This window comes from Faecalispora anaeroviscerum (genome assembly GCF_947568225.1).
Classification (GTDB): domain Bacteria; phylum Bacillota; class Clostridia; order Oscillospirales; family Acutalibacteraceae; genus Faecalispora; species Faecalispora anaeroviscerum.
In genome coordinates this window covers 2,845,665-2,867,671 of sequence record NZ_CANOOQ010000001.1, presented here as the reverse complement: position 1 = coordinate 2,867,671, position 22,007 = coordinate 2,845,665, and the positions used below count along the sequence as shown (strand labels likewise).

The 22,007-nt window shown below is 50.1% G+C and carries 15 protein-coding genes; 3 read left to right on the top strand and 12 right to left on the bottom strand.

Going from position 1 to position 22,007, the window contains the following annotated elements:
• The first annotated feature begins 289 nt into the window (after positions 1 to 289).
• From QOS46_RS14005 to recQ, 3 genes are all read left to right on the top strand, one after another.
• Positions 290 to 553 (top strand): DUF2442 domain-containing protein, encoded by a 264-nt coding sequence (locus QOS46_RS14005; RefSeq protein WP_283610666.1) that lies wholly within the window; start codon positions 290 to 292, stop codon positions 551 to 553.
• A gap of 123 nt (positions 554 to 676) precedes the next feature.
• Positions 677 to 8,194: an InlB B-repeat-containing protein gene (locus QOS46_RS14000; protein ID WP_283610665.1), complete on the top strand. Its 7,518-nt coding sequence runs from the start codon at positions 677 to 679 to the stop codon at positions 8,192 to 8,194.
• A gap of 284 nt (positions 8,195 to 8,478) precedes the next feature.
• Complete coding sequence (gene recQ, locus QOS46_RS13995; RefSeq protein ID WP_283610664.1) at positions 8,479 to 10,752, top strand: DNA helicase RecQ; 2,274 nt, start codon at positions 8,479 to 8,481, stop codon at positions 10,750 to 10,752.
• Positions 10,753 to 10,949: 197 nt separating this feature from the next.
• Here recQ and QOS46_RS13990 read toward each other — a convergent pair whose 3' ends face one another.
• The 12 genes from QOS46_RS13990 to QOS46_RS13935 all read right to left on the bottom strand — a co-directional run bounded on the left by QOS46_RS13990 (position 10,950) and on the right by QOS46_RS13935 (position 21,948).
• On the bottom strand, positions 10,950 to 11,300 hold the full coding sequence (locus tag QOS46_RS13990) for a DUF4183 domain-containing protein (protein ID WP_283610662.1): 351 nt from the start codon (positions 11,298 to 11,300) through the stop codon (positions 10,950 to 10,952).
• 164 nt (positions 11,301 to 11,464) lie between these two features.
• Positions 11,465 to 12,454, bottom strand: a complete 990-nt coding sequence (locus QOS46_RS13985) for a glycosyltransferase (protein WP_283610660.1) — start codon at positions 12,452 to 12,454, stop codon at positions 11,465 to 11,467.
• Between the two features lie 5 nt (positions 12,455 to 12,459).
• Positions 12,460 to 14,355 (bottom strand): motility associated factor glycosyltransferase family protein, encoded by a 1,896-nt coding sequence (locus QOS46_RS13980; protein WP_283610659.1) that lies wholly within the window; start codon positions 14,353 to 14,355, stop codon positions 12,460 to 12,462.
• A 29-nt stretch (positions 14,356 to 14,384) separates the two neighbouring features.
• Positions 14,385 to 14,720 carry a hypothetical protein gene (locus QOS46_RS13975; protein WP_283610658.1) on the bottom strand — a complete coding sequence of 112 codons (336 nt, stop codon included), beginning with the start codon at positions 14,718 to 14,720 and terminating at the stop codon, positions 14,385 to 14,387.
• Positions 14,668 to 14,940 (bottom strand): hypothetical protein, encoded by a 273-nt coding sequence (locus QOS46_RS13970; RefSeq protein WP_283610656.1) that lies wholly within the window; start codon positions 14,938 to 14,940, stop codon positions 14,668 to 14,670. The genes QOS46_RS13975 and QOS46_RS13970 overlap by 53 nt, the downstream gene beginning before the upstream one ends.
• 66 nt (positions 14,941 to 15,006) lie before the next feature.
• Entirely contained in the window at positions 15,007 to 15,726 is a 720-nt protein-coding gene (locus tag QOS46_RS13965; RefSeq protein WP_283610654.1) for an acylneuraminate cytidylyltransferase family protein, read from the bottom strand.
• Positions 15,727 to 15,734: 8 nt separating this feature from the next.
• Positions 15,735 to 16,820 (bottom strand): nucleotidyltransferase family protein, encoded by a 1,086-nt coding sequence (locus QOS46_RS13960; protein WP_283610652.1) that lies wholly within the window; start codon positions 16,818 to 16,820, stop codon positions 15,735 to 15,737.
• Between the two features lie 52 nt (positions 16,821 to 16,872).
• Positions 16,873 to 17,496 (bottom strand): PglD-related sugar-binding protein, encoded by a 624-nt coding sequence (locus tag QOS46_RS13955; protein WP_283610650.1) that lies wholly within the window; start codon positions 17,494 to 17,496, stop codon positions 16,873 to 16,875.
• Positions 17,493 to 18,575, bottom strand: a complete 1,083-nt coding sequence (gene neuB, locus QOS46_RS13950) for an N-acetylneuraminate synthase (RefSeq protein ID WP_283610649.1) — start codon at positions 18,573 to 18,575, stop codon at positions 17,493 to 17,495. Before neuB ends, QOS46_RS13955 begins: the two co-directional genes overlap by 4 nt.
• A 12-nt stretch (positions 18,576 to 18,587) precedes the next feature.
• Positions 18,588 to 19,736, bottom strand: coding sequence for a UDP-N-acetylglucosamine 2-epimerase (gene neuC / locus QOS46_RS13945; RefSeq protein ID WP_283610647.1), 1,149 nt, complete (start codon positions 19,734 to 19,736; stop codon positions 18,588 to 18,590).
• A complete protein-coding gene (locus QOS46_RS13940; RefSeq protein WP_283610646.1) occupies positions 19,733 to 20,941 on the bottom strand; it encodes a LegC family aminotransferase in 1,209 nt (402 codons plus the stop codon). The genes neuC and QOS46_RS13940 overlap by 4 nt, the downstream gene beginning before the upstream one ends.
• The gene (locus tag QOS46_RS13935; protein WP_283610645.1) at positions 20,938 to 21,948 is read right to left on the bottom strand and encodes an NAD-dependent 4,6-dehydratase LegB; all 1,011 of its coding nucleotides are present in this window, start codon (positions 21,946 to 21,948) and stop codon (positions 20,938 to 20,940) included. The genes QOS46_RS13940 and QOS46_RS13935 overlap by 4 nt, the downstream gene beginning before the upstream one ends.
• Positions 21,949 to 22,007 lie beyond the last annotated feature (59 nt).

Genomic DNA, 22,007 nt, shown 5'->3' with positions numbered 1-22,007 from the left:
TCACTTTTTGCAGTAGTTTTTTGGAAGATCGGCTGAAATAATAAGTATCCTCAATATCCTCATTTTACAATTAATCATAACATAAAAAATTTAAATAATGTATAAAATTAGTAGAAAAAACTACCATGATTTTTGTTTTGTTCCATCTATTTTCAAATTTGGAAAATAGGACAGAGTAATTATTTGGAAAAGATTACTCTATGGCTAATATGATTTTTTGTCAATCTCAGATACTATTTTTATAGTGGATTTTCTCATAGCTGAAATAACCAGAAGGGAGGAAAACACCTTGCCGGGTATCGTAAGCGTTCAACCTGCGGAAAATTATTTGATGGAGATCAAGTTTGACAATGGAAACACCGTCATTCTGGATATGAAGACCAAAATACAAACCGCGCGTTTCTGGCAGCTGCGGGACAAAAAATTGTTTGAAGCCGCCACAACAGATGGCACCAGTATTCGGTGGAATGAGTTTACTGAAATTTATATGGGCGAAATTTTTGATATTGCGCAAAGCAATCGGAAGAAAACGCAGAACGAAACATGCGGGTAAGGATTTCAGAATTTCAAAAGCGGATCGAAGAAAAAGAAAACACCAGAAAAAGAACCGGATGACTCTGCGAGGGGAGAATCTGAATTATTCAGATAAAAAAATAAGTAAAGGAGGTATTCTTCAATGAAAAAAGCGCAAAAGGCGCTTTCTGTTTTTCTGGCCGCCTGTATCATCGTTTCTGCAATGCCGGCAGTTACACCCGCTGCGGCAGCGGCGTCGGCAGCAAGCAGTACCAATGTATTAACTGCGTTGGGCATAGACACCAGCGCACAGCCAAAGGGGTTTGACAGCAGCTCCACTGAAAATCCTTACGGAGGGAACACAACAACGGTTTCCCCGGTGGCGGAGCTTTACACCGAAAAAGACAGCGCGACAGCGGGCAGAGACCGCACCCTGTATGGAGATGGCCTTGCTCAAAACGCAACGGTCAACGACTTTTATTCCAGTGGAAAAACCAGTACCCAAGCCGCTGCCGGCAAATATAATGCTTACCGGGCGGCAGCAGGAAATTTCACCGGAAGCGGACTAAAGGGGCAAATGGTTACTGTAGCGGCCAATCAGGGAGGCGGTGTTTACCTGTACCTTGCCGACCCCAAAAACGGCAGTGCAGCCGGAACCACAAAAACACTGATGGATTCGAGCAAGCTGATTGGCAATAAAAGAACGGATTATACAGACGAAACCTTTGAAGAGGATTTTGCAAAATATCCGTATCAGCTTCAGAACTATATGCAGATTGCCACAGGCGATTTCACAGGAAGCGGAACGGATGAAATTGCGGTCTACGTTCCGGAGCAGGGGAATTCACGTATCGAGGTTTACCAGCTGAAAACCGCTGGAGAAGTCGGGAACGGCGACTGGATGAACACCGACAACTGGCAGCTTGCGTGGACTTATTCCCTGCGGGAAGGAAACGATGTTTCCAACATGGTTTCCTTAACAGCGGGAGATATGACCGGTGACGGAATCGACGACCTGGGAATTACCTGGGGTGTTTACTATGGTAAAAACCACAAAACCACTTGCAAAGCGGTTGTTCTTCTGGGCAGCAAAAGCGGCGATTCCTTGCAGAAGAATTCCACCATTGATCTGAAATACGGTGCGTCACAAACAGAAATCGTCCGCGCGGCCATGACGCTTGGCGACGCCGATGGAGACGGAAAAGACGAACTGGTGGTTGGTGGTCAGCTGGAATCGGATATTAACGCAGGGAATGCGAACACCCGTTTTCTCGCCCTGTATGAATACAACAGTGACACAAACGCCTTTATAGGTACCGCCTCGGGCAACATGGACCTGATTGAAAAAGACGATAAGGGCAACCTTGTTTCGGGTGAAGATGGTATTTATTGCAGCTCACCCGCCTGTGTGGTAAACCTGGCCTGCGTAAAACAGGACGGCCCGGGGACAAAAGAATATGTGTATCTGGACAGCGTGCTTTATCAGCAGGGAGGCAACGGCTTTTCAATTATAAAGGAAATGGATGAAAACAGCTCGCTCAAAACCAGCCGCAATTATCCCTATTACGCGGAGTACGGCGCCACCGCGGTAGACTTTAACGGCGATGGCAAGGAAACGATCGTGAGCATGCAGTATTTCATGCCTTATACTACAACCATCACCAAAAAAATATATTGGTGGATTTTCGCAATTGGTACACAGACCTACACAACCTATACGAACGGCGAAGGCTTTTTGAAGGAACTGAACACCTCAAAGAACAATAAAACGGAAAGCATTGCGGTAAAATCTATTGCTGTGGGCAGTACCCTGTCCTATGCCTTTGCAGCGCCCGATACCGACAATGATACCATTCAGCTGCATTACAGCGGGAAGCACTACCTTGCCTATTCAGACCCCAAGGTTTTGGCGGTGCTGGCTTCTCCTCCCTATTTTTCAGATTTGGCGCATCTGAACGGCGGCGATAGCTACGTTGGAAACAGCGAAACCGTTTATGGGGTCATTTCAAGTTCTTCCCAAAGCACTACCAAATCCTCCACCATCTCTTTGGGGGCTTATGTTTCTTTCGAGCATGAATTTTCCGTGTTTGGCGTTAAGGTCGGCTCGGTTGAGGCAGAAACGGAATTCAGCCATGGCTGGACAACAGAAACAGAAGACACCAGCACCATCACGCAGATCGTGGAATACGGCACCATGGGCGGGCAGGATACGATTGCCCTGTATTCCATCCCGATGGATGTCTATGTATATGACGCATATGTGCCGAAAAATGACGGTTCCGGCGGATATGACAAACAAACCATGACAGTCAACCTTCCCTATAATGCCGTGGTGAAAACCCTTCCTCTTTCCGATTATGATGAAATCGCGGCAGATTATAGCGAAGAGCTGCCCCAGATTGGCGGAACAATTCTGACCCACACGGTCGGCGACCCCGGCAGCTACCCCAAATCCACCGCCGGGCTTAAGAATGTCAACATGCCCTCCGGCGATTACATGGGCGTTGCTTATGGCGAAGGCGGCTATATTAAGCAGTCCATTGAAATTGACTCGGAACACAGCAAGGGCACAACCCAGACCAATTCCATCTCTGTAAAAGCGGGCGGTGGAGTCGGCGACGTGAAGGTTGGCATTACTTCGGGTTACGAGGCCGGCGCCGGCAAGGTCACCACCTCCCTGGACGGAAAATCCTTCTCCGGAACGGTGGTCAATATGCCGGCAGAGGCTCAGGGCTACGGTTACAACTACAACTGGAAAATCATTCAGTACACCTACGAAGGCAAACAGAATTTCCCAGTAGTAACGTATCTGGTCAACGACGTTGCTTCCCCGCCCAAGCTGCCTTCCAACTTTGATCTGGATGTTGAAAAGACGACCGATACCAGCGTTACCTTAACCTGGGATTCTCAGGATCTCTCCATTGCCGGATTCCAAATATACCGGCATTACGATTTCCCCGACGGCAGCGGAGATTACCCGGTAGGGGCAATTATTCCCGCAGACGGGCATACGACCAGCTATTCCTTCACAGATGAAAATCTGGCCCCCTACACCCAATATCAGTACCGGATACAGGCAATCAGCGCCTCGGCACCGTTCCAAAGCGTACTGGGTGATGTGCTGGAAGTGCGCACGAAAGCATCTGAGGGCCAGCCTACGATTACGCTGTCTGATGATTCCCTGTTGATCTACCCGGATAAGGAGGCCTCCGTCACCGTCACCGTCGCAAACAGCGCTGCGCATGCGCAGGCACCTATTTACCAGTGGCAGAAGAAAATTGACGGCGTATGGACGAACCAATCCGGAAAAACCGCCGCAACACTTACCTTTGCATCGGCAGGCTCGGCAGATGCGGGCGAATACCGCTGCCGTGTGAACCAGATTGTGGGTGAATATGCGATTTCCGCTTATTCCGCCGCAATACCGGTCACCTTCTCCAAGCGCACGGCACTCATGGAGCTTACCGTGACGAAGGATGCCTCCGGTTTGTGCCCCGTGCTGACAGCGGAACTGACCAACCCCGCTACCGACAGCGGCAGTATCCCAACCGGCACGGTGACGTTTGAAATTACCGGAAATAATTACTCCAAATCCTATACGGAGGCGGTAAATAATGCCGGAATCGCCACCTGCGATTCCTTGACAGCTTTGGCACAGGGCGTCTATCAAATTACAGCCTATTACAGCGGAAGCCTTGTATTCAAATCTGTCACCTCCGAAAGCAAGCAGTATCTGGCCGGAATCAGCAAGGGCTACTGGCTGGAAACAAACGACAGCATCATTTACGGGGACGGCCTGATTCCTGAAACCCTCAAATTTGAGGAGAATAGCGGAACCGTACAGCAAACCCCCATCACCGCGGGAAACGGCATTACCCTGGACTACACGGTGTACCGAGCCGTCAGCTACAATGAAGACAGCGCTGCGGTGCTTCAATATCTGACAAGTCAAGGCATTCCCACGGACAGCGATTCTTACTATATTGCCCACCCCGACCTACCTCTTTGGATTCCCATAACAGTAGAGAAGACAACAAACCCGACAACGGGAGCGACGACTATCACTCCCTCCGCCGTTGGTCAATACCAGCTGGAAGTGAAAATTGGAGAAAATGGCAGTACGTCAGATACGCTGACCAACGAGTTTGAGGTAACGAGAAGGCCGGTCACCATCACCGCGCCGACCAAAACAATGCCGCAGACCAGCGCGGCGCAGCCCAACGTCTCCGATTTAACCATTGTGAACAGTTCTGACGAAACGAGTCCGGCTTTCGCGGCAAACGACAGTGTCGCAGCTCTTGGTCTTGGCATACAGTGCCTAGACACCGGCGGAACAGTCAGGACTCTTGCGCCGGGCGTTCTTCCGGGCCTGTACACCACACAGGTAACCGCCAGCACCAATGCGGAGAAAGTAAAAGCGCAGACCAATTACAAATTCACCTTTGTGGACGGACTTTATACGGTAACCGGTACTACCTATACCGTAACCGGCACCGCTGAAAAGCTGTTGGGTGAAACAGTAGGTGAAGTACACCTGCTTTCTCCCGCAAACGCGGTGGAATGGAGCACAAAATACCAGGCGGGCACGCAGGTGATCTTTACCGCGTCCCCCGCGGCCGGCTACGCGGTTGCCGGCTGGAAAATCAACGGGAAATCGGTTGATATGAGTTACTTGAAGAATCCTAACCTGCTGGCCTACACCATGCTCGCCGGAAACCTGAGCATCAGCGTCAGCTTTAAGGTGTCTGAAAACACGCTGAGCTTCAGCGCGGAGCATGGAACAATTCAGTGCAGCTCAGCACTTCTCAAGAGCGGCGCAATCGTGATTCAGAATGCGGAATACACCTTTACGGCGGTTCCGGATACCGGTTACCATTTTAAGGAGTGGTGGCTCATCGGGGACGGAACCAGTTACCCGGCCGGCGATACGGACACAAACGGAAATCACACCTACACGCTCACCATGCCCGGCACCCCTTGCCATCTTTACGCTATTTTTGAGCGCGACAGCTATGAGCTGACCCTCGACGAGCACATGAAGGCAAGCTATTGGGCAGATACCGATCACAACACCTCCACCCCGAACGATCAGGTGTTTGTATCATCGGGCGGTATGGTTCCGGGCGATACGGTAATTACCGTAACTCCCGCGGCTGGTTACCTGGCTTCCCCAACAACAAGCACAGACCCGGTCACAGGACTCACCAGCACACAGTACCTTTGGAGTGCAGAACCCGCGCAGGCAAATGGTAAAATTGCGAGCGACGGACAGTCCTACACCTTTACCATGACACAGCCGACCAAAATTACCGTACCGTTGGAGCTTCAGAAATTCACGGTAAAATGGAATGAAGAGGCGGCGGGCAGTGAAGAAAACACCATTACAATTTCGGCAAACGGCAAAGAGATTGACCTTGCCAAAGGGGAAGCCCATGAGTTCGATGGCGGAACCGCAATCGAAATTACAGCCAAACCTGCCTATGGAGTCGTTTTCGACCAGTGGAAAGCGGGCGCGGGAAACAAAGCCGTGTATTCCACAAACGGAAATGTCCTCAGCTGCCAGACTCTGACCGGCGATTTGGATATCACCGCCCGGTTCAAAGCAAACGACAGCTATGACGTAACGCTCAAAAACAGTCTTCATGGCACCATGAACGCCACGCTGAACGGGGAGCCTGCCGACATCAGCAGCGGAACCCTGAAGGTATTTAAAGGGGATAAAGTCGTTTTGACCGCAGTTCCCGACGATGGCTACATGGTGGGCAAATGGAAGCAAAACAAGACTGTGACACAAACCACCGCCAAAACCTGGACCCTGAACAACATCAGCGCAAACACCAGCGTAGAGCTCAGCTTTACCGCTATGGCTTACTACACGGTTCATTTCGATGCGGGCACCAATGGCAGCATTGTCGCCGTGAAGGACGAAAGCGTCAATTTGGAATCCGGTGATAAGCCGGGTGGCGGCTCCGAAATTGTTTTCACCGCAACTCCGGATACCAACTATATGGTAGACCATTGGTCCGTAAACGGCAAAACACTGAAAACCGCGCTGGGTACTACCTATGTCAGCCAGGAATATACCATCAGCAGCCTGTCGATGGATACTGACGTAACGGTTACGTTTAAGCCCGTCAGTCTGCACACGGTAACCATTGATTCTCCTGCAAACGGCAGTATTTCTGACGTGTATGAGCCAGATGATTTTAAGGATGTACGCGACGGCGCGGCCGCGGTATTTACCGTAACCCCGAACGATGGCTACGCAGTAAAATCCGCCTCTGTGCGCAACACTGCCGGCAGTATTGGTTTTGACAGTGTCGTAAAAAACAAGGATGGCACCTGGACTTGTACGGTGAACAGCGTAACGGAGGATCTAACCGTTTCGGCGGATATCGCCAAGCTCTACACGATCACACTGAACAGCATGACAGGCGGTACCGCTACGGTAAACACCTTGCGTGCGATCGCAGGGGAGTCGATTGAGCTGAAAGCGGTAGAAACCGCGGGAAAATACCGGTTTATGGGATGGACGGCTCAGGCCGAAACCGATGGTGTTACTGTTACACTGAATGATTCAGCCGAGGCAAGCACCACCTTCACCATGCCGGAGAGCAATGTTTCCATCACACCGAAATTTGCCAAGATTTATACCATGACGTTAAAAAGCGACAACGGAGGAACGACAACCGCAAGCGATTCCCATGCTGTTGCGGGCAGCCTGATCAGCCTCTCCGCTTCTCCCTCCCTCAAATACAAGTTCACGGGATGGACTATAAAAGCGGATACGGCAGGGATTGTGGTGACCGCAGCTGACGCAGCCGCGGCAAACACCACATTTATCATGCCGGAGAGCAACGTTTCCGTCACACCGGATTATTCCTATACCGGCGGAAGCTCTGGTGGCGGAGGCGGCGGAAGCGGCAGAAGTTCCACCGTCCGCACAGTGGTCACGCCCACCAACCCAACTGTTCTGGTAAACAACAGAACAGGCGTGACCGCAGATGTTTCGGGTGCCGTTCTTCCTTCGGGAGTGAGCAGCGTGTCGCTGGACGTATCTGAGCAGCCGACAACCGAGAAAGCCGCTTTGGCATTAAATCGGCTCTTAGGGATAGCACCGGCAACCGGGGCAATTGGTACCCCTGTGCTTTATGACATCAGACTGCTGGATCAGAACGGAACTCCCGTTCCCAGCTTTACAGGAAAAATTAAGGTAAAAGTTCCTGTTCCGCCCGGAATGTCCGGAAATCTGCATGTGTTCTGGTATGATGATTCCGTCGGTACTTTGGCGGATATGGGGGCAACGTCTGAGAACGGCTTCCTCACGTTTGAGAGCACACATTGCAGCTACTACGCCGTTGTTCCCGTAGGCAATGCATTGGTATTGGATACGCTCAGTTATACGCTGGCTCCTAACGCTGTCTACGACATCGGTTCCAGTGTAATTGGTACAACAGCACAAAATTTGAAGGTGTATTCTTCGCGCAACAATATTGCAACTGTGACAAAGCTCAAAAACGGTAATTACCGCGTAACCGGCGTATCAGCCGGAGTCACCTACATTATGTATGATGTATATGACAAGAGCGGCAAACGGCTTGCACATGCGTCCGTTAAGATTACAGTACAACCCGGCGCTAAGATGCAGGGCATTTCAAAAAAACAAACAGCATTATTCTAACCATTCAAAAGACAAGGGAGGCGGATTTTCATCCGCCTCCCTTGTCTTTTTCTTATCCCCTTCTTTTGGATAGCCGATGATCACTTGGGCCTCTCCCACTTTCCTCCCTGTACTACATCCCATTCTGTTACGGTGTCTGACTGTATTAAATGATGTTAAAAAATAAACAAGTCGCCACTTTGTCGTGACGGTGAAGAAGGTTTTATGGTATGATATTTTTATCAAATACGAAAAAATCAGATTCACGAGAAAAACAGAGAGAACAAATCAGAGGTATTACAACGATGACAATTCAGCAAGCATTAAAAAAATATTTTGGGTATGACAGCTTTCGCGGGGGCCAGCAGGAGCTGATTTCGGCGAGCTTATCCGGGTGCGACGTTCTTGGAATCATGCCTACCGGTGCCGGTAAGTCCATCTGTTTTCAGCTTCCGGCCATTCTGCAGGAGGGTATCACACTGGTGGTATCTCCCCTGATTTCCCTGATGAAAGATCAGGTGGACGCGCTCAATCAGTCCGGAATTCCCGCCGCGTATCTCAATTCCACCCTCTCACCGCGCCAGATGGAAACCGCGTTGTACCACGCAAAGAACGGCAAATACAAATTGGTTTATGTTGCGCCGGAACGCCTGCTTTCACCGGAGTTTCTTGCCTTTGCTCAAAGTGTAAAAATAGAGATGCTCACAGTAGATGAAGCCCATTGTATTTCGCAGTGGGGGCAGGATTTTCGGCCAAGCTACGCGCAAATCCCGCAATTTATTGATCAGCTTGCGCAAAGGCCGAGGGTATCCGCGTTTACGGCAACCGCTACCCTACGTGTAAGAGAGGACATTGTTTCGCTCCTTTCTTTGCAAGACCCAACCGTTTTAGTTACGGGTTTCGACCGGCCCAACCTTTCGTTTGAGGTACAGGCACCCAAAAACAAAATGCAGGCATTAACAAGCTTTTTACATATCCATCAAAGTCAGAGCGGAATTGTCTACTGCGCCACCCGAAAAACCGTGGAAGAGGTTTGCGAGGAACTAAACAGGCAGGGTGTTTCCGCCTCCCGCTATCACGCAGGTTTAACGGACGAGGAACGCCGTACCAATCAGGACGATTTTTTATTTGACCGCGTGCAGATTATGGTCGCCACCAATGCGTTTGGAATGGGGATTGATAAATCAAACGTGGCGTTTGTGGTTCATTACAATATGCCAAAGGATATTGAAAGCTATTATCAGGAGGCAGGACGAGCCGGGCGCGACGGCAGTGAGGCCACCTGTCTTTTGCTTTACAGCGGGCAGGATGTCAGGACGAGTCAGTGGATGATCGAGCATTCCAAAGACGCATCTTATCCAGATGCCGAAACCGAAAAGCAGCTCAAGGAGCGGGATTACCAGCGCTTGCGTGAAATGACCTTCTACGCAACGACAAATGATTGTCTTCGGGCTTTTATTCTGCGGTATTTCGGAGAAAACCCACCCGGCTATTGCGGCCATTGCAGCAACTGCAATACGAAATTCCAAACGGTGGATGTCACTGAGGATTCCCAAAAAATTCTGTCTTGCGTGGCACGAGTAAAAGAGCGCTTTGGCGCGTCACTGGTGATTGACGTACTGCGCGGCAGCAAAAGCGAACGCATCCGGGATCTGAAATTCGACGCGTTATCCACTTATGGGATCAGTAAAAAAAGCGTGCACACCCTGCGCGCTGTCATCGAATTTTTAGTACAAAGCGGCTATCTTGAAAAAAGCGACGGGCAATATGCAGTCCTTCGTCTTACGCCTGAGGCAAAGAACGTGTTGAACGGCACCGTAGCGCTTGAAATGAAGTTGGCAGAAGAAAAGCCGGCAGCACCGGAAGAGGGCTCTGACGAGACGGCATATTCCAAAAACACGGTTCCCCCTGGCACCGAATCCCTTTTTATTCGTTTGAAAGAGCTTCGGCATGAACTCGCCGCTGAACAAGGGGTACCAGCATTTGTTGTGTTTTCTGACAGCTCCCTTGTCGATATGTGCGTGAGGTTGCCGAGAGCCCCTGCACAATTTTTAATGGTGTCTGGTGTAGGAGAAACCAAGCTGCAACGTTACGGTGAAAAATTTTTACAGGTCATTGCAGACTATTGCAGGGTAAACGCGGGGCTGGAACTGCCGGAAGAGAACGACCGCCCCACTATCAAACGCAAAAGGAAGGGCACCGCCTTTGCTGAAGTGATTCTACCGGACAGCGAAATCTGCAAGGAAGTTGAGATATTTGAAAATCCCATTCCAATCAGCTTTCTTGCCGCCGCCGCAAACGAGGTGCTTTCACAACACGCATGCTCAACGGTCTCCGCCGTGAAAATCGCAGATTGGCTTGTGTCAGAGGGATACCTGCAAATTGTGGAACAAAAGGACAGCCGTGCAAAAGTGCCGACCCAGAAAGGGATTTCGCTTGGAATTTTACAGGAAGAGCGTACCCACTCTAACCGTAATTATTGGATGAACCTCTACCCTTCGTCCGCACAGCAATTTATTATAGACCATATTTGTGACATCTTAGTCTATGATAAAAAGGGACTGAATGGTGGTCATTGAGAAGCCATACAGAGCTCGGGCGCCGCAATCACACGGAAGCCATTGTCTGTCTCCGGCTGAGCATGCCTGCCTTGCCACCCACATACCCGCTAACAATATTCAGGCTATCTATGATGCCTGATTTCTACGCAAAAAAGTCCAGCCGAAGCTGGACTTTTTCGACAGTATGAGCCTGCCTTGGGGCAGTTTTTTGAAAATTAAGGAATCGCCACCAGAGGCGTAGTGGAATTAGCGACAGTAAGTGTGAACGGAGAGCTTGCGGAAATCGTATAAGCTGCGGTTGCGCCCGTGAGGACAACCCCAGTAGAACTAACCGTATACAGTGAGCTCTGCTGCAATACACCGTTAATGAACAGATTGTAATATCCGTTTGTTGCTAACGTAAAAGCACCAGTACCTACTGCGGAGCCGTTACCTTTAATCCAAGTTGCTTTGGGAAGCGAAAAATCTACGGATGTTACCGTGATCGCTGTGGATCTTTTATAAAAATAACTTGTCTCACTTACACTAGAGTTGGTTGCCGCCAAGCGGAATAATTGTTTTGCCACTTGTTTTTTCCCCTTTCCTGTTTTATTTTTAATACCGAATAGCTCGGACCAGATTTGTTCAATACCGTCAAAACGTTCTGACTTAACCGAAACGGGATATCAGTATTAATTTAATATATACTATGCTACAAGTCCCACTTTGTGCGTGCTAACCGGTCAAGTTTTTATCGATTGCTCTTGTTCAGGTTGGCCCGAATTTCCTCCCACATCTCCTGAACAATGGAATCTTCAATTTCCGTGCAGGGCACGGAAGCGTTCGGTTCCATCCGAAGGGCGATACAGGCTTCCAGGTCCTCGAGCGCCTCCTGGTTCCGGTTCAGCAGGCGGTACGTTTCCGCGCGCAGAACCAGCAGGTCGTTGTAGAAGGAGATATTTTCAATTCCTTCGCCTAATACCTCTACCGCCTCTTGGTACCGTTCCAGGCTGATCAGGACAAAGCCAAGGCATTTATACAGGTGGGGGGCATACAGATACCCCCAGTTGACCGCTCTGCGCGCCTGATCGAGGGGAACAACGCTTTCCTCATACTCCCCCTGATTCAGCAGCTCTATGCCTTCCATATACCGCACATAGCTGCTCTGAGGGTGCTCCCTGACGTCTTCCTCCAACAGCCGAATTCGCTCTTCCAGCGGCCATGTGACGGTTTCCTTGCTGCGGTGTGTAATACGAATGCCGGTATTCCGCAAAGGGAAAATCACTTTATCCGGAAGATACTCAAAGGAACGATAACAAAAGCGATACTCCGTTCGGTTCCGGATCAGCCGCAGGAACTGCGCGGGAGAAGAAATCCCCCGCTCCTCTTGATTGTAGTCTACATAGAGGAGATACCCCTCCGCGCTGGGATTTTGCAGCAAAATTTTTAATTCTTCCCGCTGTTCCTGAGAAATCTTCTCATCTGCCTGCAGGAACAACACCCATTTTCCAGCTGCGTGCTCCATGCAGAAATTCTTTATTTTACTGAAATCTTCCTCCCACTCCAGCCGGTACAGCTTTGCGCCTGCCTGTTCTGCCAGTTTGAGCGTATCGTCATCGGAGCCGAGATCGACCACAAGAATTTCATCCGCCACGTCTTGCATTTCACTCAGACAATCCGGTAAAAACGCTGCGTCGTTTTTCGTAATCACACACAGGCTCAGCTGCTTTGTTCCCTCCATATTCTTCAGGCCTCCTTCTCATGGAATTCATGCAAAAAAGCGTTCAAGTCCTCTTCCGCTTCCTCCAGCGAAACGGACAGACTTTGACTGACCACGCTTAAATCATGGTAAAGCTGACCTTGAATATTGAAAATTTGTACTCTCTTCTCCTGTGTGTCAATGTTGCCCAGACGATTCATCAAGTAGAAATAAGCACAGATCAACTGCTGAAAAAAGCTGCGGCACAAATTGTCTTTTGCGTATTGATAAAATGCAGCGATATTCCTCTGATAAGTCTCATCCAGAATAGCGCTGTGTTTTTCATGATCTGCCGCCGCACACAGGCGCAGCATTGTTTCGGATTCCAGTCTGCGCAGATTCATTTCACTTGCCAGACTGCGAAACAAAGCAGCATAGCGCTGCACTTCCTCAAGAAATTTCTCAAGCCGTGTCCTGCGATCCGCAATGGAAAGGTCTGCTTTCTTTTCCGCGATTAATTCGTTTACCCGAACCGGAAGCGGTTGCGTACAGTACTGCTCAATTAAGTCACTGAGCTTTCCCCGTTCGGTTCCCCGTATTTTTGCTCCACCCTCCGTGGCATTGTAAAAATGATTCTCCGGTTGTTCGGCAATGATATGTTCCAAGCCCAACCGAAAATTCAGCCATAGCTGGTTGGAGGGAATCATTTCGCCATTATTGCCTTCTACATAAACCGTGGGAATGGAATGAAGAATATCCCTAGCCCGCTTTCCCTTTTCCTGAGAAGAAACCGCGTCCTTGCTGTGTGTAACACCCTCCGGGCCATAAGCAAAATCCTGCCCGACAAAGATAATGGGGTCAGCACCAAGGTACGTGGCCACATCCAGCGCAAGATGCGACACATTGCTGCCCGCGTTCAGCGCACTCATATCCCCCAGACTTTGGTTAAACCAGCGGTTCAATTCTTCTCCCTTGCGAAAAATAGGAATGATTTCGCCACCAAAGGAAGGATACACTCGCGGATCAACCAGAGCGAGCGAAAGCAGGGCAATATCCGGCGAGTAATTTCGATGTTCAAAATGATACAAATACGTGTATTTCGTCCGCTCCACAACCGCAAGCACATCCGGATTGATGCCGTTTTTTGTAAGCGGTACAATCGCCGATTCCACGCAAATAATCAGGCCCCTGCCCTGAATTTTTTTGAGTTGTGAAAGACTGAGATCCAGCGACGGCCCGTTAGAAATAATAAAGGCCGGAACATTCCGGTATTGATCTTTCAGACAGCTCAGGTACGGGTTTTTTAAAACCTCTTTGGTGTTGCGCATCAAATTGCGAAGGCCGATCATATTATCCTGATGATCATTCCCAATATAAGAGGTCAGTAAAGACAGCTCCCTGAAAATATACCGATGAATTTCGAGGTATTCTTTTTTGAAATTGCGCACCGCCGGAAGAGTAAACGCGACTGTTGGGTAAGTGGTGCTGAAAAAGATCAGGCTGTAAAACAGCTTCTCAAACGCTTTTTTAAATTGGGGACTGTCTCCGACAAAAAAGGATATTTTTTGCGTTTGAATAATAGGTGACAAATCAAAATAATACAGCATGGCTTTGAACAAATAGATGTTCTGCTCAAACACAATCACAAGTGTATGGGGCATTTTTTGCTCGAACAGCTGAAACAGCGCATATCCGAAGCCGGTACCATATAGAAAAACCTCGGTTGAACCCTGCTGCTGAATCGTTTTGGCCCATATTTCCGCTTCCTGAACCGGATGCTTGCTGGTAATATGGAAGCACAAGCCATCCTGATGATAGCGGCAAACAGGGTAGCCCTCTGCATTATAGGTAACCTCAATCTTTTCCCAAAGCTCCTCTTCGTCGATTGCCTTTACCGATTCCTTCAGCCACGGTGTTAGCAATTCCAGATTTTTTTCATACATTGCATTTATTTCATTTTGCTTTGCAATATTCATGCGTAGTCACGCCTTTCGAACCCATGTGAGATCAGCGGAAAAACGGTATCCTCCAGCAAGTCTGCAATTCCTGTCAGATCTTGATTTTGCACATAAAAATACAGCTCCCGCATGGCGGGCAGCAGTTGCTTCATCTCTATTTTCGGCTGCTGTGAATTCTGGTCGATTTCCACTACACGCTCCAATTCGTCTATACCACGTAAAAAGCTCTCCATTCCCAGAATATCCTCTCCGTTTCGGAAATGCTCGATTGCGGCGCGCAAAAGCTCCTGAAGCAGTTCATTTTTCTTTTGAAACGGGGTTTGCTCCATCATCACTGTCATCTCCTCCATCAACCAAATCTCTCCATCCACTGAGCTGATATATCTTTAAATTATTTAATGTGTTGAACGCCTGGCTTTGAATCGTAATATCGAATTCACTGATGATCCTGTTTTCCTCTTCCTTCTCCTCCTGAGTCAAAAACATCTTTTCCAGTACCTTAGATTCTGTTCGGATTTCGGTCATCAGAGTGCTAAATTCCCTGATTTCGGGATTTTTTTCTTGCTCCATCCATAACCCCCCTGTCAAGTGCGTTTACAGTTCGTCCGTAACGACTGCGGTTCTCTGTTTTTGATTTCATAAGATTGCTGTACCATATTGTTCCGCCCGTTTGCTCATTAAGAATTGGACAAACTCAAAATCCAGCTCCGAATCAATATCGGCGGAACGTTCTGGCGGCATGACATAAAGCTGTGTGTCCTCCACAAAAACCGAATCACAGCTGAGCAGCGATTCCCGCCGCCAAACATAAACCGATCCGTTCAAATCGTAGCACTTCGGGGAATCCTGCCGACAAAACACGGGCGCAGTCAGCTGCTTAGAAAGCTGCACCGCTCCCGTTTCATTCACTTCCACCAGATTAAAGTACGGAGAATGACGTGCGGGAGACCCGGTAATCACATTGGAAACACCGTTGGTCTCGAGAAGCGACACCGCACCCGCAATGTCGGAAAGATAGCGCAAGGGAGAGGTTGCGTCCAGATCCGCAATGACATCAAAGGTATGACCGGCTCGCTTTTCTGCTTCTTCCAGGCAGTGACGAATGGCGGGAATCTTTGGCGCGCTGTCTGAGGCAAGCTCGGCGGGTCTTAAAAATTGGTAATCCGCTCCCCACTCTTTGGCGGCCTGCAGCATTGCTTCTCCATCACTGCTGACCGCTACCGCCTCAAACAGGCCGCACTGCTTCGCCTGTAAAATGCTGTACGCAAGCAACGGCTTCCCTAACAGGCTGCGAATATTTTTACTGGGCACTCCTTTGGAGCCTGCCCGAACACAGATGGTGCATAATCGTCTCATGGCGTCACTCAGCTTTCCTGTATTGCCGATTTTCCGGCAACTTCAAATTGAAATACCTCTTCAAAATCTTTGGAAGCCTGATAGAAATCCTTAATTCCACCAATATCAATCCAATACTCTCGGATCGGGAAAATACAGACTAGCTCGTCATTCTGAAGCAGTGCTTCAAACAGGCTGTTCATGTCAAAATAGGAGTTTTGGGGAATATGCTTCAGTACTTCCGGATTGAGTACATAGATTCCGCCGTTAATAAAGCTGGTATAGACCGGCTTTTCCTCAAACCCGACCAGGCGGTCACGATTTGCTTTAATTACCCCATAGGGCACTTGATAGTCATAGGCGGTTACGGCAATGGTGGCTTTGGCCTGATGCTCCAGGTGGAAGCCGACCAACTGCTCAAAGCTCAGCTTCGTGAGAATATCGCCGTTGGTAACAAGAATCGGTTTCGTGGTTTCAAACGGAAGCAGGCTGAGGGACCCAGCGGTTCCCATCCGGCTTGTTTCATCAATATAGCAGATTTCCGCTCCCCACTTCGAGCCGTCCCCAAAATAATCTTTGATTTGCTCTGATTTATAGTTGACAGAAAAACAAAATTGGCGGAAGCCCTGACGGAGGAACTGTTCCACAATTGTCTCCAGAACCGGCTTTTCGCCAATTTTCAGCATTGGTTTGGGGCAGCTGTTTGTTAATGGTTCCAGGCGTTTCCCCAATCCTCCCGCCATCACCACCACCCAGTTATCATTGTGAGACTCGGTGAGCAATTCATCCAGGCACTCAATACCAATGATATGCCCCGCGTCATCCACTACCGGAAGGTGGCGGACTTTATTTGCTTTTAAGATCGTAAGAATATTTTTCCGGTCATTCAGCTTCGGGATCGTAACCGGATGTGAATTCATAATCTGGCTGACGGGGCTGTCCAAGGAAATCCCCTTTAAAATACCGCGACGGACATCACCGTCGGTAACGGTACCCAGTAAGATGCCGTCTTCAGTAGCCACAACGGCGATTTGCAGGGAATTCCGGTCAATCCGTTCGATTGCCTCATGAATCTTCATAGTGGGAAGAATCAGTATTTTTTTCCATTCATTCATTGCACGCCTCCGGCGTTCCAGGCAGCGTTTTTGATAAGAAACAAACGGTTTACTATCTAGCCGGAATGCCTTTTACTATTATATTATCGGAGACGTTTTGGGTGACAACCGCTCCCGCCCCCACCGTGGCGTAACGGCCTACTGATATTTTCTCTGTGATGGACTTCCCTTGGATGACACACGAATTTGCCCCGAGATAAGCCCCCTCCTGAAGCAGCACATTTCCGGAGATACTGGCTCCGGGAGACACAGTGACAAAATCTTCGATCACACAGTCGTGCCCAACCGTGCAGTTCAGATTATAAATTCCGAAATTCCCCGGCATAATCTGATTGGTCATTCTCACGCCGGCACAAACAATATTGCCGGCCTTTTTCTCCAATTCCTCCTGCTGGCGGTAACCGAAGGTTGCCGAAGGATGAATCAGGTTGACGTAATTCAGAAGAGGAAATTGTTCCCAAACTGCTTTCCGGCTTTTGGGACTTCCGATTCCAATCACAAAGGAAAACTGTTCGCAGAAAAGAGGAGAAAGTTCCTCCTGCGCGTGAACCGTAAAGCCTTGAATCGCGGTCTCCGGCGTTTTCCCAATCAAAACAATTTCTTTGTACCCGGCCGATAGGGCAAGGTCACGTACTTCCCGGGCAAAACCGGATGTTCCGAAAATGGCCAATTTCATTGAAGCACCTCGTTTTCCCGATAGGACCGGTTGGCCGCTCTCCCCAAAAGGTCAAAATACTCCATAGGAGACCTGCCGTTCTGCGGCCGCTTAACGGCTAAATTTCGGTCGGTGTAGCGTTCGCCCTGCTCGATTGGGCAAGCCGCAACCATGCTTTTCCGTGCAATCTGCCGGTTGCTGAGTTCAGATGGAGCAGGCCGCTTGACCGGACTGCCGAGCGACTGCTCCACCTGACGAATTCCCTGTACCATCTGGGTGAATTCCCAAGGCTCCAGCGAGGCCTTGTGATCGGGGCCGGGCAGGCTGCGGTCAAGCGTCAGATGTTTTTCCAATACAGAAGCGCCCAGTGCCACAGCAGCCAGAGGAATGGCGATTCCCGAGGTATGGTCAGAGTACCCGACCGGCAGCCCAAAGCACTGGCGCAAGGTTTGCATTACACATAGATTTACTTCTGAAAATGGCGCGGGATATTCCGTTGTACAGTGCAGCAGACTGACCTGACTACTTAGAACGGCCTGACCCGCATCGGACTGATAGGCCTGCCGAAAGGCTGCCCGGCAGGGGCTGGCCTTACTCCCCGCACGTTCCAGATAGCCGAAAGCAAGAACCCCGAGTGCTTCCTCGATCTCCCCTAAATCGGCCATTCCCACAGAAAGCAGAATCTTTTTACCAAATCCCGCCGCTTTGCGCAAAAGGGGCGCATTGGTGATTTCCCCGGAAGCAATTTTCAGCAGGGGGACATTCAAGGAAATGAGAAAATCAAGACTTTCCAGATCAAAAGCGGTGGAAAGAAACGTGATTTTCTTTGTGTTTGCGTACCCCTTTAACATCAGATGAGCCGGTTCATCCAGTTCGCATTTTTTAACCATTTCATACTGGCTTTCGCCCCGCGCCGTATTCTCTTGTTGGTACGCGGCTTTCGGCGCGTTCGGCACCATCACCTGCTCCGTGTGGAAGGTCTGGAATTTAACCGCGTCCGCGCCTGCCTGAGCGGCAGCGTCTATCAGTTGCTTTGCCATTTCAAGCGAGCCGTTATGGTTCACCCCTGCCTCGGCAATCACGGTAACCTTTTGATTCATAGTTCACCTGCTTTATAAGAGATAAAACTGTTTTTTCAGTAAAGCACGATAATCAGGAACCGATTCTAAAATCGTTATTATTTGTTTCGCACTGTCGCCCTGCCCATAGGGATTCACCGCCGTGGTACAGTCCATGGTCATTGCTTTGCGTATTGCCCGCAGAATTTCCTCCTTATTCGGGGAACAGCTCAGCACAGAGGAGGCAAGAAGCCTCCCTTTCTGGCGGTCGCCGATATTGACCGTCGGCTTGTGAAAGGAGGGAACCTCATACAGCCCGCTGGAGGAATTCCCCACAACCGCATCCACCTGCTGAATCAGGCTGAAATACCGAAACTGCCCCAGAGAGGAATACACTGCGGCATTGGGATGCACGGCTGCAAACTCCTCCGTCAGCCGGATCAGTTCCCGGCTCTGCGGGTCGGCATTGGGTTTGGTAAAAATCAGGCCAACGTCCTCGCCGAGTTCCTCCAGCGCATGCAGCAGTTCCTGAAGCTGACGGTCGGCAGGCTCCGAATCCAGCGTAACCGGATGAAATGTGATCAATAAATTTCTTTCTCGGAAGGCAACCCCCAGCGACTGCTCCAGCTCGGCGCGGCTCATGCGCGGCAGGTTGAAAATTTGGTCAATGCCAAGACTCCCTACCTTGTAAACCCGCGCGGGATCTTCCCCCAGCTGCCTGACCCGGCGGGCGGATTCCTCATTGGTTACAAAGTGAAGGTGTGCCATTTTGGTAATGCTGTGGCGGATGGCTTCGTCAAACGCGCCCTCTGTGGTATCTCCTCCGCCGATATGAGCAATTGGAATTTTTGCGACCAGAGCAGCCTGTGCCGCCGCCAGAATTTCATACCGATCACCGAGCAGCACAAGAAGGTCCGGGCGCAGCTGATCAAACGCCTCCGCAAAACCGATTACCCCCAGCCCGATGGATTTCGCGATTCCCACCGGAGTATCGCTGGAAACAAGCAATTCCACTTTCCGCTCCACGGCAAAACCATCCTGCTCAATTTCCCGGTAGGTCAGACCGAATTCCGGGGAAAGATGCGCACCCGTCACCACCAACTGAAGCTGAAAACACGGTTCTTTTTCAATCGCTTTCAGCAAAGGGCACAGCAGACCGTATTCGGAGCGGGTTCCCGTTACCACGCAAAGCTTGCGCTTCACGGCGTACCGTTCCCCGGTTTGCAGAACGCTTCTCCCAGACGCGCACCGCTCGGAATATTAATGACGCGCCGTGCAAGGCTTTCCGCAGTGGATAAATCCATACGGGGGCAGTTTCGGAACATGGGGAGCTGGTGCATTAATACCCATGCGGGGCGCGTCTGGATTCCCTGGTTATTCGTCTCTTCCAGAATCAAATCGCGCAGCGGTGCGTTTTCCTCTGATAAAATCAGCGTGTTCAGCCAGTAATTGCTCCTGGCCCAGGATTGCTCCGTAAAAAATTCGACTCCCGGTATCTCCGCGAAAGCCGTTCGGTACTCTTCCGCAAGCGCACGCTTACAGCAAAGGAAGTGCTCAATCTGTTCTAATTGGGCGCAGCCCAGTGCCGCGTTCAGGTTGGGCATTCGGTAATTATAAGCCACCTCGTCATGCACGAATGCCCACCGGTGAGGCAGCTTTGCCGTTGTGGTGAGGTGCTTCGCTTTCCGGTATAGCGCCTCATCGTTGGTCAGAACCGCACCGCCCCCACCCGTCGTGACAATTTTATTGCCGTTAAAGCTGAGAGCGGAAAGCTTGCCGAAATTCCCGGTATGAACATCCTGATAATAGGAGCCCAACGATTCCGCCGCATCCTCAATCAGTACCAGTCCATACCGCTCGCACACCTGCAAAATGGAGTCCAGACGCACCGGGTGGCCAAAGGTATGCATCGCAACCAAGGCTTTGATCGGCCGGTGGGTTCGTCTGTTATAACAGGAACCGTTTTGAAACTCCACAATTTCTTCCAGGTAGTTGGCCAGCTTCTCTGGGTTTACACCGAGGGAATCCATCTCGCTGTCGACCAGATGAGGAATCGCGCCGCAATAACACACTGCGTTCGCCGTGGCAACAAACGTAAGCGCCGGAACCAGCACTTCATCCTCCGGCTGCACACCCGCAAGCTTTAAGCAAACCTGCAGGGCGGCGGTGCCGTTGATTACCGCCACAGCATAGTTTACTCCCGTAAATCGGGCCAGTGCTTCCTCAAATTGATCTACATACCGACCGACGGAAGAAACATAGCTGGAATCCAGACAGTCTTTCACATCGTCCCATTCCCGTCCTGTAAAGCAGGGCTCATGCAGGGGTACCGGCTTTTTCTCCGGCTTCAAAACCTTCTGAATCGCAGCCGTGACTTTTGCCGGAGTCAATTTCTCCTCATGATTCATATCACATACCTGTCAGCCTGATAGCGCTTCAGGTTCTCCGGATTGCAGAACCATTCCGCGGTAAGCGCAAGCCCCTTTCTAAAACCATCTTTTCCGCCAAATTCCGGCTGCCAGCCGAACAGTCGCGCGGCCTTTGAAGTATCGGCGTAAAGGCGGCGCACCTCACTTTTTTCAGGCCGAACCCGCTCCTCTTTCGTGACTGCCTCAACGTTCGTATTCATCACCCGCGCAATCATCTGCACTGTCTCGCCGATGGAAACCTCGAAATTGCTGCCAATGTTAACCACTTCCCCCACCGCCTCATCGCAGCGGGCAACTTCCCAAAATCCTCGAACCGTATCACCCACAAAGCTAAAATCACGGGTTGGCATTAAGGAGCCTAGCTGAATCTTTCGATTCCCCTGTGCAATCTGGGTAATCACCGTAGGAATTACCGCCCGGTTCGACTGCCGCGGCCCATAGGTGTTGAACGGGCGGACAACGGCAACCGGAGTGGAAAACGAGCGATAAAATGAGAGTGCCAGCTGGTCTGCCGCGATTTTTGACGCGGCATAGGGGGACTGCGCCTGCAGCGGATGTGTTTCCGGAATCGGCACGTACTCCGCCGTTCCGTAAACTTCGCTGGTGGAAGTCTGAACAATCCGTTCTGTTTCCAATTCCCGCGCAGCCTGCAAAACATGCAGCGTTCCTTTTATATTCGTGTCAATGTATGCGTGTGGGGAATAATATGAATAAGGTATTGCGACCAGAGCAGCCAAATGGAATACCGCACTGCACCCCTGCATTGCGGCTTTCACGCGGTATGGGTCGCGAATATCCCCCTGATACACTTCCAAATTGTCTCGAACCTCTTTTGGGGACTGATCCAGCCATCCCCATGAGTTAAACGAATTGTAATAGACAAAAGCGCGAACGGAGCATCCTCTTCTCACCAGTTCTTCCGTTAAATGAGAGCCGATAAAACCATCCGCGCCCGTAACCAGAACCTTCCTTCCTGCGAAATTCATTTCACACCCCCGTTATTCGAACTATTTTTTACTATTCTGTACTATATTAATATTCCGAT